Origin of the sequence: Kribbella antiqua, from assembly GCF_004345665.1 — a bacterium.
In the GTDB taxonomy this organism is placed as follows: domain Bacteria; phylum Actinomycetota; class Actinomycetes; order Propionibacteriales; family Kribbellaceae; genus Kribbella; species Kribbella antiqua.
Genome location: NZ_SLWR01000008.1, coordinates 345307 through 359492, shown reverse-complemented (window position 1 = coordinate 359492; position 14186 = coordinate 345307). Strand labels below are relative to the sequence as shown.

The 14186-nt window shown below is 67.4% G+C and carries 14 protein-coding genes; 5 read left to right on the top strand and 9 right to left on the bottom strand.

What is annotated here, in order from left to right; all coding sequences use genetic code 11:
• Positions 1 to 143 precede the first annotated feature (143 nt).
• The 5 genes from cobM to EV646_RS24025 form a co-directional block, all read right to left on the bottom strand.
• Positions 144 to 887 carry a precorrin-4 C(11)-methyltransferase gene (gene cobM / locus EV646_RS24045; RefSeq protein WP_132152226.1) on the bottom strand — a complete coding sequence of 248 codons (744 nt, stop codon included), beginning with the start codon at positions 885 to 887 and terminating at the stop codon, positions 144 to 146.
• On the bottom strand, positions 884 to 2089 hold the full coding sequence (gene cbiE / locus EV646_RS24040; protein WP_132152224.1) for a precorrin-6y C5,15-methyltransferase (decarboxylating) subunit CbiE: 1206 nt from the start codon (positions 2087 to 2089) through the stop codon (positions 884 to 886). Before cbiE ends, cobM begins: the two co-directional genes overlap by 4 nt.
• Complete coding sequence (locus EV646_RS24035; protein WP_132152222.1) at positions 2079 to 2468, bottom strand: pyridoxamine 5'-phosphate oxidase family protein; 390 nt, start codon at positions 2466 to 2468, stop codon at positions 2079 to 2081. The genes cbiE and EV646_RS24035 overlap by 11 nt, the downstream gene beginning before the upstream one ends.
• Before the next feature lie 97 nt (positions 2469 to 2565).
• Positions 2566 to 4158, bottom strand: a complete 1593-nt coding sequence (locus EV646_RS24030) for an ABC transporter permease (protein ID WP_132152220.1) — start codon at positions 4156 to 4158, stop codon at positions 2566 to 2568.
• Positions 4155 to 5063 carry an ABC transporter ATP-binding protein gene (locus EV646_RS24025; protein WP_132152218.1) on the bottom strand — a complete coding sequence of 303 codons (909 nt, stop codon included), beginning with the start codon at positions 5061 to 5063 and terminating at the stop codon, positions 4155 to 4157. Before EV646_RS24025 ends, EV646_RS24030 begins: the two co-directional genes overlap by 4 nt.
• A gap of 97 nt (positions 5064 to 5160) precedes the next feature.
• Between EV646_RS24025 and EV646_RS24020 the strand changes: the two genes are divergently transcribed.
• On the top strand, positions 5161 to 5667 hold the full coding sequence (locus EV646_RS24020) for a GbsR/MarR family transcriptional regulator (protein WP_241996284.1): 507 nt from the start codon (positions 5161 to 5163) through the stop codon (positions 5665 to 5667).
• Positions 5668 to 5891: 224 nt separating this feature from the next.
• On the top strand, positions 5892 to 6812 hold the full coding sequence (locus EV646_RS24015; RefSeq protein WP_132152216.1) for a type IV toxin-antitoxin system AbiEi family antitoxin domain-containing protein: 921 nt from the start codon (positions 5892 to 5894) through the stop codon (positions 6810 to 6812).
• Positions 6813 to 6897: 85 nt separating this feature from the next.
• Here the strand turns inward: EV646_RS24015 and EV646_RS24010 are convergent, their stop codons facing one another.
• Together EV646_RS24010 and EV646_RS24005 are read right to left on the bottom strand one after the other, a co-directional pair.
• Complete coding sequence (locus tag EV646_RS24010) at positions 6898 to 8742, bottom strand: alpha/beta hydrolase (RefSeq protein WP_132152214.1); 1845 nt, start codon at positions 8740 to 8742, stop codon at positions 6898 to 6900.
• A gap of 180 nt (positions 8743 to 8922) precedes the next feature.
• A complete protein-coding gene (locus tag EV646_RS24005) occupies positions 8923 to 9606 on the bottom strand; it encodes an NBR1-Ig-like domain-containing protein (RefSeq protein ID WP_132152212.1) in 684 nt (227 codons plus the stop codon).
• Positions 9607 to 9712: 106 nt separating this feature from the next.
• Here EV646_RS24005 and EV646_RS24000 point away from each other — a divergent pair, with 106 nt between their 5' ends.
• The gene (locus EV646_RS24000; RefSeq protein ID WP_132152210.1) at positions 9713 to 10408 is read left to right on the top strand and encodes a CHAP domain-containing protein; all 696 of its coding nucleotides are present in this window, start codon (positions 9713 to 9715) and stop codon (positions 10406 to 10408) included.
• Positions 10409 to 10458: 50 nt separating this feature from the next.
• Here EV646_RS24000 and EV646_RS23995 read toward each other — a convergent pair whose 3' ends face one another.
• Both EV646_RS23995 and EV646_RS23990 read right to left on the bottom strand, forming a co-directional pair.
• Positions 10459 to 11199, bottom strand: coding sequence for an alpha/beta fold hydrolase (locus EV646_RS23995; RefSeq protein ID WP_132152208.1), 741 nt, complete (start codon positions 11197 to 11199; stop codon positions 10459 to 10461).
• A 29-nt stretch (positions 11200 to 11228) separates the two neighbouring features.
• A complete protein-coding gene (locus EV646_RS23990; protein ID WP_241996283.1) occupies positions 11229 to 12278 on the bottom strand; it encodes a LacI family DNA-binding transcriptional regulator in 1050 nt (349 codons plus the stop codon).
• Positions 12279 to 12380: 102 nt separating this feature from the next.
• Here EV646_RS23990 and EV646_RS23985 point away from each other — a divergent pair, with 102 nt between their 5' ends.
• Entirely contained in the window at positions 12381 to 13283 is a 903-nt protein-coding gene (locus EV646_RS23985; RefSeq protein ID WP_132152206.1) for a carbohydrate ABC transporter permease, read from the top strand.
• Positions 13264 to 14175 (top strand): carbohydrate ABC transporter permease, encoded by a 912-nt coding sequence (locus EV646_RS23980; protein ID WP_241996282.1) that lies wholly within the window; start codon positions 13264 to 13266, stop codon positions 14173 to 14175. The genes EV646_RS23985 and EV646_RS23980 overlap by 20 nt, the downstream gene beginning before the upstream one ends.
• Positions 14176 to 14186 lie beyond the last annotated feature (11 nt).

Here is a 14186-nt window from a genome sequence, read left to right as displayed (position 1 = left end):
ATCACCTTCACGCCGCACCCATGACCCTCACGCCGACGCACGGCCTTCATGCCGCATTCATGACCTTCACGCTGGATCCATTCGTGGATTTTCGTTGCCCATAGCCGGGTGTCGCCAGCACTTTCCCACGACTGAGTGATGCCTCAGTTCCGTTCGCGGGTGGCCGAGTAGAGGTGGCTGTCGCGGAACGCGGTCGCCGACAGGACCTGGCCGACGATGATGACGGCAGTACGGCGAACTCCGGCCAAACGGACCTGATCCGCGATGTCGGCGAGCGTGCCGCGCAGGATCAGCTCGTCGTCGCGTGAGGCCCGGGCGACAACCGCGACCGGGCAGTCTGATCCATAAGCAAGCGTGAGCTCGTCCACCACCCGATCGATCTGCTGTACGGCGAGATGCAGCACCATCGTCGCCCGGCTCGCACTGAGAGTCGCCAGATCCTCGCCCGGTGGCATCGCCGACGCCTGTCCAGCGATCCGCGTCAGGATCACGGTCTGGCCGACCTCGGGAACGGTCAGCTCGCGGCCAAGTGTCGCGGCTGCCGCGGCATACGCCGGCACTCCCGGCGTCACGTCGTACGGGATCTGGAGGTCGTCGAGGCGGCGCATCTGTTCGGCCATCGCGCTGAAGACGGATGGGTCGCCGGAGTGGAGTCGGGCGACATCGAGGCCGTCTTTGTGTGCGGCGAGCAGTTCGGCGATGATCTCGTCGAGGTTCAGCGCGGCGGTGTCGACCTTGCGGGCGCCGGGTGGGCAGTGGTCGAGGAGCTCGACGGGTACGAGCGCTCCGGCGTACAGGCAGACCGGTGAGGACGCGATCAGGTCCCGCCCGCGCACGGTGATCAGATCGGCGGCGCCCGGCCCGGCTCCGATGAAGTGGACAGTCACTTGGTCACGCTCCAGATCGTCACGGGCATCGCGGGACGCCAGCCGGTCATAGTGCCGACGGGCGACGCGCGCTGGACGTCGAGGCGGACCAGATCGCCGCCGAGTACGCCGTACCACTGGGCGATCAGCGCCTCGGTCTCCAGCGTCACGCCGTTGAGCACGAGTCGTCCGCCGGGTCGCAGTGCGTTCCAGCAGGCGTCGATCATGCCCGGCGCTGTCGCTCCACCGCCGACGAAGATAGCGTCGGGTGCCTCGAGTTCTGCCAGCGCCGCGGGGGCCGCGCCGACCACGGTGGTCACGGTGACGCCGAGGTTCGCGGCGTTGCGGTCCAGGCGCTTGGCCCGGTCCGGATCGCGTTCGACCGCGATCGCGCGGCAGGTCGGATGATGGCGGGACCACTCGATCGCGATGCTGCCCGCGCCGCCGCCGACATCCCACAGCAGCTGCCCAGGTATCGGAGCGAGCCGGGACATCGTCACCGCGCGCACCTCACGCTTGGTCAGCTGGCCGTCGCTCTCGTACGCGTCATCCGGCAGCCCCGGCACAGTGGGCAGCAGAGCCGCGTCCGCATCGGCCTGGCACAGCACACCAATCACGTTGAGCGCATCGACGTCGTCGGCAGGCCACTCAGCAGCCCGACCGGTCCGCACGCGCTCCGAAGGCCCACCGAGCTGCTCAAGCACTGTCAGTTCACTGGAGCCGTAGCCGCGGGACACCAGCAGCTCAGCGACCTCAGCCGGCGTGTGAGCACCCCAGCTCAGCACCAGCAGCCGCCGCCCCGGCTGGACATGCGGGTGCACGTGCTCAACCGGCCGCCCGACCAGACTGACCACCTGCACCTGGTCCTGCGGCCACCCGAGCCGTGCACACGCCAGCGACACGCTCGACGGGTGCGGAATCACGTGTACGGCGTCCGCGCCCAGCAGCCGCGTCAACGTCGTACCGATGCCGTGGAACGTCGGATCGCCACTGGCCAGCACACACACGCGCCGGCCGCCGTACTCCTCCAGCAACCCGGGCAACGACTCGGACAGCGGCGAAGGCCACGCAACGCGCTCTGCAGAGCTGTCTGGCACCAGAGCCAGTTGCCGGACGCTCCCCATCAACACCTCGGCGTGCTGCACCGCGGCTTGGGCGACGGGTGAGAGGCCCTCCCATCCGTCGGCACCGATTCCCACGACGGTCAGCGGCTCAGCCGGCATTGCCGAGCACCTTCGTCACGGTGATCTCGATGACCACGCGCTGCGGATTCTCCCGTGGCTCCCGGTAGCGCTTCGCATACCGCCGTACGGCGTCCTGGACGCGGTCCGGGTCGTCGCTCACCACTGCACGGCCTTCGAGCGTGGACCACCGCCGCCCGTCCACCTGCGTCACCGCGACCGCAGCCCCGTCCGGCCCGGCCTTACGGATCGTCCGTGCCTTGTGTGAGCCGCCTGAGCAGATCACCCGGGCAATGCCGGTCTCCAGGTCCAGGGTCGCCCCGACGGGGGTCGAATGCACGGTCCCATCCGCGCGGACCGTACTCAGCACGCACAGGTGGCGCTCTGTCCAGAACTCAGCGAACTGCTCACTCCAAGGCACCCCGCGATCGTAGACAGGCCGGCCCGGCGTAGTGCCGGGCGGGCCCGGGCGCCGGACCCCTCAGACCGGCGCTGACAGGTTGGCCGAGCCGGGTCTGCTACCCGATGTCGCGGCGGCGGAAGGTAGTGAAGCTGGCCAGGGTCAGGGCCGCGGCTATGACCGTCAGCCAGATGACTGGACTGGCTGAGAAGTCGCCGCCGGGCAGGCGCGGGGTGTGGCCGTACGGGCTCAGGTTCATCACCGACTGCGGCAGGTCGAAGACGGCGCCGAACTGCCCGATCAGCAGGAACGTCCCGAACAGCACCCACCCAGCCGTGACCAGTTTGGGCGCCAGCCCGAACAGGATCACCACCAGCGCGGTGACGAGCCAGATCGCGGGCAACTGCACGGCAGCGGCTGCGAGCATCCGCGGCAGCTGACGACCCATGTTGCCGAGAGAGGCGCCGCTGGAGATGCCGGAACCGAGTCCGCCGAGCAGTACGAGGACGCCCGTACCGAACAAGGCCATCAGCACATGACTGCCCAGCCACCTCGACCGCGTCACACCGGTCGCCAGCAGCGGCTCAGCACGCAGGGCCGTCTCCTCGGAGCGCAGGCGCAGCGCCGCCTGAATGCCGAAAGCAGAGGCGAGCAGACCGAGCACTCCCATCTCGGTGGACAGGAACGCATCGGTGATGGCGTCGACGCCACCAAGCTTCTGCACCAGCTCCTTGGCGCTTTCGCTGGTGACGAAGCCGTCGACGTTGCTGGCGATGTTGCCCACCAGGAACCCGAGGAGCAGGAACGCGAACCCCCAGCCGTACAGGGAGCCGCGGTGCAGCCGCCATGCCAGCGCCAACGGCGACCGCAACGCAGCCGACGCGGTAGCCGGCCCCGGCCGAGGGCGCACGAGCCCCGCGCCGAGGTCCCGCCGCCGGATCAGCGCCAGCGCGCCGAGCACAGTCACCACCAGCAACACCAGAGGCAGGAGTGCGACGACGAACCGGTCACCGGCGTACGGGCGTATCTGTTGCGCCCAGCCGATCGGCGACAACCACGAGACCCACCCTGTGTCGGACTTCGCGTCACCGATTGCACGTAGTACATAGGAAACACCGAGGATGATCGCGGTGAAACCGTTCGCCGTACGAGCGCCCTCAGACAGCTGAGCGGTCACCGCACCGACCCCGGCGAACGCCAGCCCGGCCGACGCCCAGGTCAAGCCGAATGCCAGCGAGCCCCTGGTATCCAGGCCGACGCCCATCAGCGACAGCGCCGTCAGCAGACCGAGCAGTACGACGGTCCCCGCGGACACGATGAACGCTGCGGTCACAGCGGCGTACCGACCGAGGACGCCAGCGCTGAGCAGCTCGAGCCGTCCGTTCTCCTCCTCGGCCCGCGTGTGCCGTACGACGAGAATCGCGGCCAGCAACGCGACCAGCAGGGCGCCGAACGCGGTCAGCTTGAACAGCGAGACTGCGCCGAGCGAGGACTCGTCGAAGATCCGGCCATACAGCGAGACCAACGCGGGCGATGCGTTCGCCGTACGGGCCGCTTCGACGCGGGACTGGACGTCCGGGTAGAGGTCGATCGAGGCCTGCGCCGACCCGGCCGCCATCACCACGAACACGACGATCCACAGCGGAATCAGGACCCGGTCGCGGCGCAGCGCGAGCCGCACCAGCGTTCCGGTACCGGCGAAGTCGGTCATCGCACGGCCGCCAAAGGTTCGGCGTCGTCCTCGTAGTGGCGCAGGAACAGTTCCTCCAGCGTCGGCGGCTGCGCGACCAGGCTCTTGATCCCACTCGCGGACAGTTGCCGCATCACCGCATCGAGCTGCGCCGTGTCCACCTCGCAGCGGACTCTGTTGCCTTCGACATCGAGGCCGTGAACGCCGGGAAGGGAGGCCAGGCCGTTGGGTGAAGCCGCCAGTTCGGCGTGGATCGACGTACGGGTGAGGTGGCGCAGGTCGGACAGCGTGCCGGTTTCGACCACCTTGCCGCGGCGGATGATGCTCACGCGGTCACACAGGGCCTCGACTTCGGACAGGATGTGGCTCGACAGCAGCACGGTGCGGTCGCGCTGGCGCTCCTCCTCGATGCACTGCCGGAACACCTCCTCCATCAGCGGGTCGAGGCCGGAAGTCGGCTCGTCCAGGATCAGCAGCTCGACGTCGCTGGCCAGCGCGGCGACGAGCGCGACCTTCTGCCGATTGCCCTTGGAGTACGTGCGGCCCTTCTTCGTCGGGTCCAGGTCGAACCGCTGCAGCAGGTCGGCCCGCTTCTTCTGGTCCACGCCGCCGCGCAGCCGGCCGAGCAGGTCGATCACCTCGCCGCCGGTCAGGTTCGGCCAGAGGTTCACGTCGCCCGGGACGTAGGCGAGCCGGCGATGCAGCTTCGCCGCGTCGTGCCACGGATCGCCGCCGAGCAGCGAGACGTCACCAGCGTCACCACGCAGCAGCCCGAGCAGGACCCGGATGGTGGTGGACTTCCCGGCGCCGTTCGGGCCGAGGAATCCGTGCACCTCTCCGGTCGCGACCTCCAGGTCGAGACCGTCGAGGGCGTGCGTACTGCCGTACGACTTGTGCAGTCCAGAGACCACGATGGCTGATGTCATGATTCATAACGTACACTTCATTCAGAAGATTGTGAATCTTACTAACACGTCTCTCACGAATCAGGTTTTTCGGCGACGGAGAGGAGATGATGAGGCGGTGAGTGCACAACGAGACGACGAAGCCGTCAGGCGGTACGCCGAGCAATTCGGCAATCTGCTGGCCGACACGGGCTGGCCGCGGATGTCGGCCCGGGTCTTCGCCGCCATCCTGGCCAGCGAGGACGGCCGGATGACTGCCGCCCAGCTGTCCGAGCAGCTGCAGGCCAGCCCCGCCGCCGTGTCCGGCGCGGTCAACTACCTGCTGCAGATGCGACTGGCCAGCCGGGAGCGGGAGCCCGGCAGCCGGCGTGACGTGTACGTCGTACAGGACGACTTCTGGTACCAGAGCATGATGCGCCAGGACCAGGCGCTGGTCCGCTGGTCCGACTCGCTCAACCAGGTGCTCGAAGCCTCCGGCGACGGCACCGCCGCCCACCGCCGCATCCGCGCGTCCCTCGGCTTCATCGACTTCATCGCCGAAGAAGTCGACGGCATCACCGAACGCTGGGCCAAACGCAAAGCCGAACTAGACGCCCAACTAGACGCGGAATACGGCACCATCTGAGCGGCGCGCTCCCGCCGGCCGGCGGCGCCCGCAGGCTGACACAGGCAGTCGGGAGCTGACACACGTTATTTCCTGTTCCTAGCCCCCGATTCCTGTGCCCACCCCCAGGAGGTGGCGATCCAAGGACCCACGGCCCACGTTGGCGTGCAAGGCCCCAGCGGTGGTTGTCCACAGGTGCGGAAGTCGGAGTCCGGTTGAGGGCGGTTCGACTGCATGTTGCTGGTATGAACCCGAAGTTGAGTGTGATTGCGGCTGCCAGGGGCGGTTGGTTCACCAGGGCGGATGCGTTGGAAGCCGGCTACAGCGACAGTGAGCTCCGGCGCCGACTCCAAGCCGGTCGATGGCGGCGTCTGTCCCGGGACGTGTACGTCGAGCCGTCGCAATGGCCGGCCGACGAACATCCGTGGGATAGGAGCAAACGGCTGCATCTGTTGATGACTCGGGCCGTCATGCATCGCATGGGTCCCGAGGCGGTAGTCAGTCATCAGTCCGCAGCGGTACTACACGGGCTTCCGACCTGGGGACTGGATCTGACCAAGGTCCACGTGACCCAGGTGGTTGGCCGACCGCGGTCAGACACCGTCACTACTGTCCACCGATCCCGGGTCGGACCGGACGAGATCACCGAGGTCGACGGCCTGCGTGTGGTCATGCCCGCACGCGCCATCGCTGAAGCCGCTGGCGCTTCGTCGTACGAAGTGGGGGTGGTGTTGGGCGACGCGGCCTTGCATCTGCAACTTGTCACCCACGACGACCTCGTGGCGACAGCTGATCGGCACATGTACCGGTCTGGTGCGCCTGCCGCACGAGCAGCGGCGCGGTTCGCCGACGGGCTGAGCGAGTCGGTCGGCGAGTCGCGACTGCGGGTGCTGATGGCGAACCACAATCTGCCTGCACCGACACTCCAAGCCGAGATTCGCGATGAGGACGGGCGGCTGATCGGCCGGGTTGACTTTCTCCTGTGTGGCACGTTGATCGTCGAGTTCGACGGTGCCCTGAAGTACGGCAACGCGGCCGACGTCGTACTCGCGGAGAAATGGCGAGAGGACCGCCTCCGGGCCCGCGGATATCGGGTTATCCGTACGAGCTGGTCCGACCTCGAGCAGCCGGTGGTCACAGCCGACCGCATCCGCAGGGCCGTCTGAAGACCTGGAAGCGGGGGTTGGCACAACACGTGGTGGGTTGGAACAGGTTATGACCTGTTCCAACCCACCAGTTCCTGTGTCGGGCTTACCGGAGGGTGCCGGCGGCGATTGTGTCCAGGGATTGCTGGAGGAGGGGGCTCACGCGGCCGTTGTTGCGGGGGAGGTGGACGGCGTTGCCGTCTACGGGGCCGTCTACTGGGTAGACGGAGAGTTCGGCCGGCAGCGGGCTGGTGCCGCAGACCTGGTCTTTGCCGGGGAGTTCGCCGGTGAAGACGTATTTGTCGCCGATCTCTTCGGCGCAGGATGACGCGGAGCCGACGTACTGGCCGTGCTGGCCCTCGTCGTCGATGGCGACGAAGCGGGTGGCGCGAGCCGTGTCGTTGTGGGTGCGGAGTGCGCCCTCGTACGCCGTGGCCGGGTCGAGCTCGCCCTGGATCATCAGGATCCGTGGGGAGCCGGTCAGGTCGAGCTTGCGGTCCTGCGGTGCGTACGGCCAGAAGGCGCAGAACGGCACGCCGTTCATGTAGCCGAAGAAGTCGTACTTGCGGGCCATCTTGTCCGCTTCACGCAGGTAGAAGCCCGGGTCGTGGCTCCACGCGGTGTCGTTGCAGCGGACCGTCGTACCGATGGCGCCCAGGTCGAGGACAGCGTCGGCCGCGGAGCGCGCCGCGGCGGTACGCGCGTCGGCGAGGATCGACCGGGTGGAGTCGACCCGCAGCGCGGCGGCGGTGGTCGCGGTGGCCGGCGTCACGCCGTACCGGGCCCTCATCGCGGCGAGTGTGTCGAACGTCTGCAGCTCTGGCGAGATCCGGGCCCAGGCACGGTCCACATGCCGTAGCTCGATGGCACCGGAGGCCGAGGGGTCCTTGACGTACTCGTCGTGCACCAGGATGTCGAGCGTCGCCCGGATGAAGCGGACGTTGCCGTAGATGGTGCTGTAGATGATGCCGTCCAGGTCGTCACCGCGAACTGACGACGTACCGGCCTTCACCAGGGTGACGAGATCCGCGCGGATCCCGTTGTAGCGCGACTTCACCTCAGCAAAGGAACTGCCGAGGCCGTCGATCTGGTCGGCGTGCCGGGCGATCCACGGGAACAGCTGGGTGTCGCGCCGGCGCTCGCCGGAGAACGGGTCGAAGTTGACGTTCTGCCACTGGGTGTGGGTCCAGTCCATGTTCGAGTCGATGACGAACCGGCCGACCTTCGACGGGTAGGTGTCGGCGTACCAGCCGCCGAGCCAGGTCCCGTAGCTGTAGCCGATGAAGTTCAGCTGCCGCGCCTTGAACAGCGCCCGCAGGAACTCCATGTCGTACACGGTCTGCTGGCTGCTGACGAACTGGCCGAACTCGGTCGACGAGCAGGCGTCGGCGTACAGCTGGGCCTCGGCCACCTCGACCTGGTGCGTCAGCCGGGTGCGCTCCTTGTAGTCCGGGGTGGACGGCAGCGCGTTGAGCTTGTCGGTCGTGGTCAGGCACTGCAACCGGGTGCTCGCGCCGAACCCGCGTGGGTCGAAGCCGAGCAAGTCGAAGTCACTGAACAGCTGGGTCTTCTCGGTCCCCAGCGCGGCCGACAGCGAGAGCCCGGCGCCACCCGGTCCGCCCGGGTTGGTCGTCATCAGGCCCTTCGACGTACCGGTCGCCTGGCTGTAGGCGATCGCGACCTGGATGTCGGGGTGTGCGTCCGGGTGCGCCCAGTCCATCGGGACGGTCACCTTCGCGCAGTTGGTGGTCGGAGCCTGCGGGTACAGCCGCTTCACCGCGGCGTCGAACGAGCAGACCGACCATTGGATCGGTTGGTCGAGATATTTCTGCGGAATGGCCGGGACCGGCGGATCCTGCGGACCTTTGGCGGCCGAGGCCGAACTGATGGCCAACTGCGGCACGACCAGTGCCACAGCCACGGCCAGAGCGATCTTCTTGAGCACTGCCATCTCCCCCTCTGTCCGGGCGGGTACAGAGCAGCAACCTAATCCGCAAAGTGCCCCCGGCAACACCCACTAAAGGAAGGTCAAGGGCATTCCCTAAGGAAGGTAGGCGCCGCTGGCGCGGCAACTCGTCGCGTAAGACCTGATAGAGAGAGTGTGAAGATAAGTGAGGTAGTAAGGCGAAGGTCAGAGCTCGTGGACCGTGAAGATCGTGCAATACACCGGTGGTGACTCCAGCCCGGGGTAGTACAGCCGCCCCGCGTCATCAGTGATCTTGAAGTACGCCGTCGAGGCGCCCACCTGCGACGGCGCCTGCAAAGTCATCGACACCGTCACGACCTCTCCGGGTACGGCGTCCGGCAGCGAAGCACGGGCCGGAGACCGCAACCAGCCCGGCGTGCCGGCAGCCCCCTGCCGGGTGAGCCATCGACCGTGCCACGACTGTGAGCCGCTGTTCCGGATCTCCCAAGCCTTCACGAACGACTGATCCCGGCACACCCGCGTCCCGTCCGGCACCGTCTCCCCCACCAGCTCCGCCCGGTCTTCCGGGTGGTGGTCGACCGGCACGGATCCACCCAGCAGCACGGGCTGCACGTGCCTGCGCATGTCCCGCAGCGACACATCGCGCCCAGCCCGTACGGCGGCGTCCAGCTCCATCAGCTGGTTCACGAGCGCCTGGCCGGCGCCGAACGAGGCGTCGTACCACTCGATCAGTTCGCGGCTCGGCTTGGTGTGGCCGCGCTCGACCCGGGACAGATGGCCCTTGTCCCAGCCGGACAGGGCGGCGGCGCGCGACAGTCCGACGCCGGCCGCTTCCCGGAGCTCACGCATCCGGCAGCCGATCACATAGCGAGCCTGTGCTGGCCTCACGGCGCACTCCCGGGTCGGTGTTGCCCACTGCGACAACACAGTAACCCTCTGATTCTCTGTAAATCAGTGCCAGTTCGCCACTAATCGAGCGAAAAGGACAAACATCATGCGTGCCGCCCTCTTGCGCATCACCGCCCGCCTCACCGCCACCACGCTGCTCGGCGCCGCCGCCCTGACGACCGCCGGCACCCTGCCCGCCCACGCCGCCACCGGAACCGTCGTCACCGACAGCGGGACCGGCGTGGTCATCCGGTCGGGCAACGCCACGAACTTCGGCTCTGTCGGCACCCAGCCGAACGGCCCGGTCCAGATCGACTGTCAGGTGTACGGCGAGCCCGTCACCGGCAAGTTCGGTCGCAGCCTGATCTGGGACCACGTCCCCGGCAAGGGCTTCATCTCCGACGCGTACGTCGACACCGGCAGCTCCGGCCTGGTCGCACCGCTGTGCACCAGCAATCCACGCGCCGACCGGGCCATCTCCTGGTACGCCGCCCGCAGCGGATCAACGGCGTACCAAGGCCTCTGTGAGAAGGCCGCCGAGAACTCGTTCGGCAAGGACCTGATCTGGGGCTCGGCCAAGGAGGACTGGAACGACGCCGTCGCCCGCGGGGTCGCCCACGCCGGCGACGTGAACCCACCGAAGGGCGCCCTGGTCTTCTGGGACCTCGCCGCACCATACGGCCACGTCGGCGTTGCCCGCGGCGACGGCTACTTCTGGGCCACCAGCGTCAACGGCGCGATCGGCCTGGCCAAACTCCCCTACTACACCAACTACCTCGGCTGGGCCTGGCCGAACTTCTAACCCCGACATCCCCGACAACCCCGATCAGCGCCCGGACGCGTGGCCGCCCCTCACGCGTCCGGGCGCTCAGCCATGCGGTCCAGCCAGTCGCCGACCAGCGCTCGGTACACCGCGTGCCGCCGTACTGGGAGGCCATGGTCTTCCTGATCCAGTACGGCGTACGTCGCGCGCGGGTAGTCGTCGAGGATCGACCAGGCGTCGGCGTAGCCGGTCATGGTGTCCTGGCGGCCGGTGACGATCAAGGTGGGGCCTTCGAACCGGATGGCTGGGTCTTCGCGGAGTGCATAGGTCCGAGGGTCGGACTGGATCCGGTTGAGGAAGTCCAGGTCCGCGATGTCGTCGACCGCGTCGTAGTACCGGCGATCCTTGTCGGCCGAGGCAGCGACGAAGTCCGCAGTCTGATCGAGGTAGTCGTCACTAGGCAACGTTCTCTTGGTGCGATCCACCACCACGCCTGGAACCCGGAGCAGCAGGCCGAGGATCCGGGACGGGTCCCGCTTGATCAGGCCACGTGAGTGCAGCCCGCCGGCCGACGTACCGGCCAGCGCGAAGCGATCGCTTCCTACGACCTCGTCGATCGTCCCGGCGATGGCGTCGAGCATGCCATCCTGATCCACGATCGATGCATCTGAGGGCGACTTGCCCGTGCCCGGCGGATCGACGTAGATCCGCCGCCACCCGCTCCGGCCCTCGAAGACCGGCTCGTGGGTGTCACGGCCCTCGCCGTTGTCGCCGCCCCAGCCCGGCAGGAACACGATGGGCCGGCCTTCACCGAACGATTCGTAGTACACGCCCCGACGCTACCCGGCCGCGCGGCAGCTCAGCGGGTCTTTCTGTCAGCAGCAGAATCCGGCGGACGTTCGCCCGACCCGCGCTGGATCAGCGCGCACGGCAGCACGATCCGTTGCGGCGGCCGGGTGTCCTCACCCGACGCGCGATCCAGCAGGAGCCGCGCGGCACTGCGCCCGAGCTCGGCGATGTCGGAGGCAACGACCGTCACCGGCGTCGGCAGCATGTCGGCCAGCCGGAAGTCGTCGAACCCGACCACCGCCGGCTCCCGGCCGAGCTCCCGCAACGCCCGTAACACGCCCTCGGTCAAGAAGTTGGTCGAGGCAAACAACGCCGTCGGCGGATCCGGGCGCAACATCAACTCGAACGTCGCCTTCTCCGCCGCCTCCGCATTACCCTCGGGCAGCTGTACGACGAGCGACTCGTCTACGTCGACATGTGAAGCCCGATGCGCCCGGCGGTACCCACGCAACCGGCGGCCGGTCGTGTAGTACGACGGCGCCAGCAGGATCGCGATCCGCTCATGACCCTGCGACAGCAGATGCTCGGTCGCCAGCCGGCCGCCTCCTTCGTTGTCGACCATCACGATGTCGGCCTCGATCCCATGCGCCGGCCGGTCGACGAACACCACCGGCACCCCGGCACCGGCCAGGAACGAGTGGTCGCCTTGATCCGGCACGATCATCAACCCGGCCACCTGCCGGCTGACCAGCTCCTGGATCGCCCGCTTCTCCCCCTCCGGGTCCTCGTCCACACTGCCCAGTACGACGGCGAAGCCGGACTGCCCGGCGACTTCGAGCGACGCCTTCGCGATGGTCGCGTAGAACGGGTTGGTCAGGTCACCGAGCACCAGCGCGAGGCTCGACGACTTCTTGCCCGGCCGGAGCGCCCGGGCGACCTCGTTGCGCCGGAACCCGAGCTCCTCGATCGCGACCCGGACCCGCTGCGCGGTTTCCTCCCGGACTCCGTGCCCGCCGTTGACCACCCGGGACACCGTGCCCAGCCCGACCCCGGCCCGGCGGGCGACGTCGATCATCGTGGGGCGGCTCGCCTCGGCCTGCGTTGGAAACGTTTCGGGCACGGTGTTGACTTCCTTCTTCCGACACGGCATCGTCACACAACAGTAAATCCTTGGAAACGTTACCGTCCAGGAGGCCGGATGAGCAGAGCCTCTCGAAATACGATGAGCAGGAACGCCGGTTCCGACGTCAAGGCGGCGTACCTCTTCATCGCCCCGGCGATCATCGGATTCACCGTGTTCGTGGTGTATCCGCTGATCCGTTCGTTCTATCTCGCGCTGACGAAGTACAACGGGCTGACCGATCCCGTGTTCGTTGGCCTCGGCAACTTCCGCCGGTTGTTCACCGTCGACCCGGCCTTCTGGCCGTCGTTGCGGGCGACCGGTTATCTGGTCGTGCTCTACGTTCCACTGTCGCTGGTGCTCGGGCTGGCGCTGGCGATGTTCTGCAACCAGCGGTTCGCCGGCGTTCGCGTCGTACGGACCCTGGCCTACCTGCCCGTCGTCCTGCCGGCGATCGCGACGATCACGCTGTGGAAGTTCATCCTCGATCCACAGGTCGGTCTGCTGAACACGATCCTGCAGCGACTGCACCTGCCGACCAGTCTGTGGCTGCAGAGTTCACAGATGTCGATGCCGTCCGTCGTACTGGTGATGCTGTGGGGCGTCGGCGGCACGATGATCATCTTTCTGGCTGCGTTGCAGGCGGTGCCGACCGAGTTGTACGAGGCGGCCCGGGTGGACGGCGCCGGATCCGCGTCGGTGTTCTTCCGGATCACGTTGCCGATGATCAGCCCGATCATGCTGCTCCAGGTGATCCTGCAGACCACCGCGGCGCTGCAGACGTTCAACCAGCCGAAGATCCTCACCAACGGCGGTCCCGGCTTCAGTACCAACGTGCTGATGCTGTCGATCTACAACAACGGCTTCCCGAACCTGGGCCGGATCCCGCAACTGGGCTACGCGTCCGCGCAGGTGTGGGTGCTGTTCGTGATCATCATCGCCGTGATCGCCCTGACCGCGAAGTTCACCTCGCTCTGGACCTACAGTGACAACACTCCCGACTGACGCCGCGGTGGTCACCCCGCCCGCCACCACTCAGGCCCGTCCCACCAAGAAGCCTCGCCCGGCGGGTACGACGGCCTGGTACGTGACCGCGCTGTTCATCTGCTCGGTGATGATCGTCCCGCTGCTGTGGATGATCACCATCGGCCTGAAGAGCCGGACAGCGGTCTTCGACATCCCGCCGAAACTGCTGCCGCACGAGTTCACCTGGAGCAACTTCATCAAGGGGCCGGAGGTCATCCACTTCCCCCGGCTGCTGCTCAACTCGACCATCATCACCGCGCTCAGCGTGGTCGGCGGAGTGATGACCGCGATGATGGCGGGGTACGCGCTGGCACGGTTGCGCTTCCCGGGCCGGAAGTTGTGGTTCTACCTGTTCGTCGGCAGCATGCTGCTGCCCGGTGTGGTCGGCCTGATCCCGTTGTTCCAGCTGTACAAGAGCATCGGCTGGTACGACAGCTGGCTGCCGCTGATCGTGCCCGCGTTCCTGGGCGGGAATCCGTTGTTCATCTTCCTGGCCCGGCAGTACTTTCTCGCGATCCCCTATTCCATCGATGAAGCGGCCAAGATCGACGGTGCCGGGCACTTCCGGATCTTCACCCAGGTGATGCTGCCGTTGACCCGGCCGGCCTGGATCACGATGTCGATCCTGGCGTTCCAGGCGTCCTGGAACGACTTCCTCAACCCGCTGGTCTACCTGTACTCGTCCGACAAGTGGCCGCTGTCGGTCGGGATGGCGTCGTTCATCTCCCCGTTCGCCGGGAAGACGCCGGACTGGAGTTACTACATGGCCACCAACCTGCTCTACATGCTGCCGCCGCTGATCGTCTTCTTCGCCGCGCAGCGCTACTTCATCCAGGGTCTCGGCGCTCTCGGCAGCACGAACCAGAAATAGAAGGGGCTCTC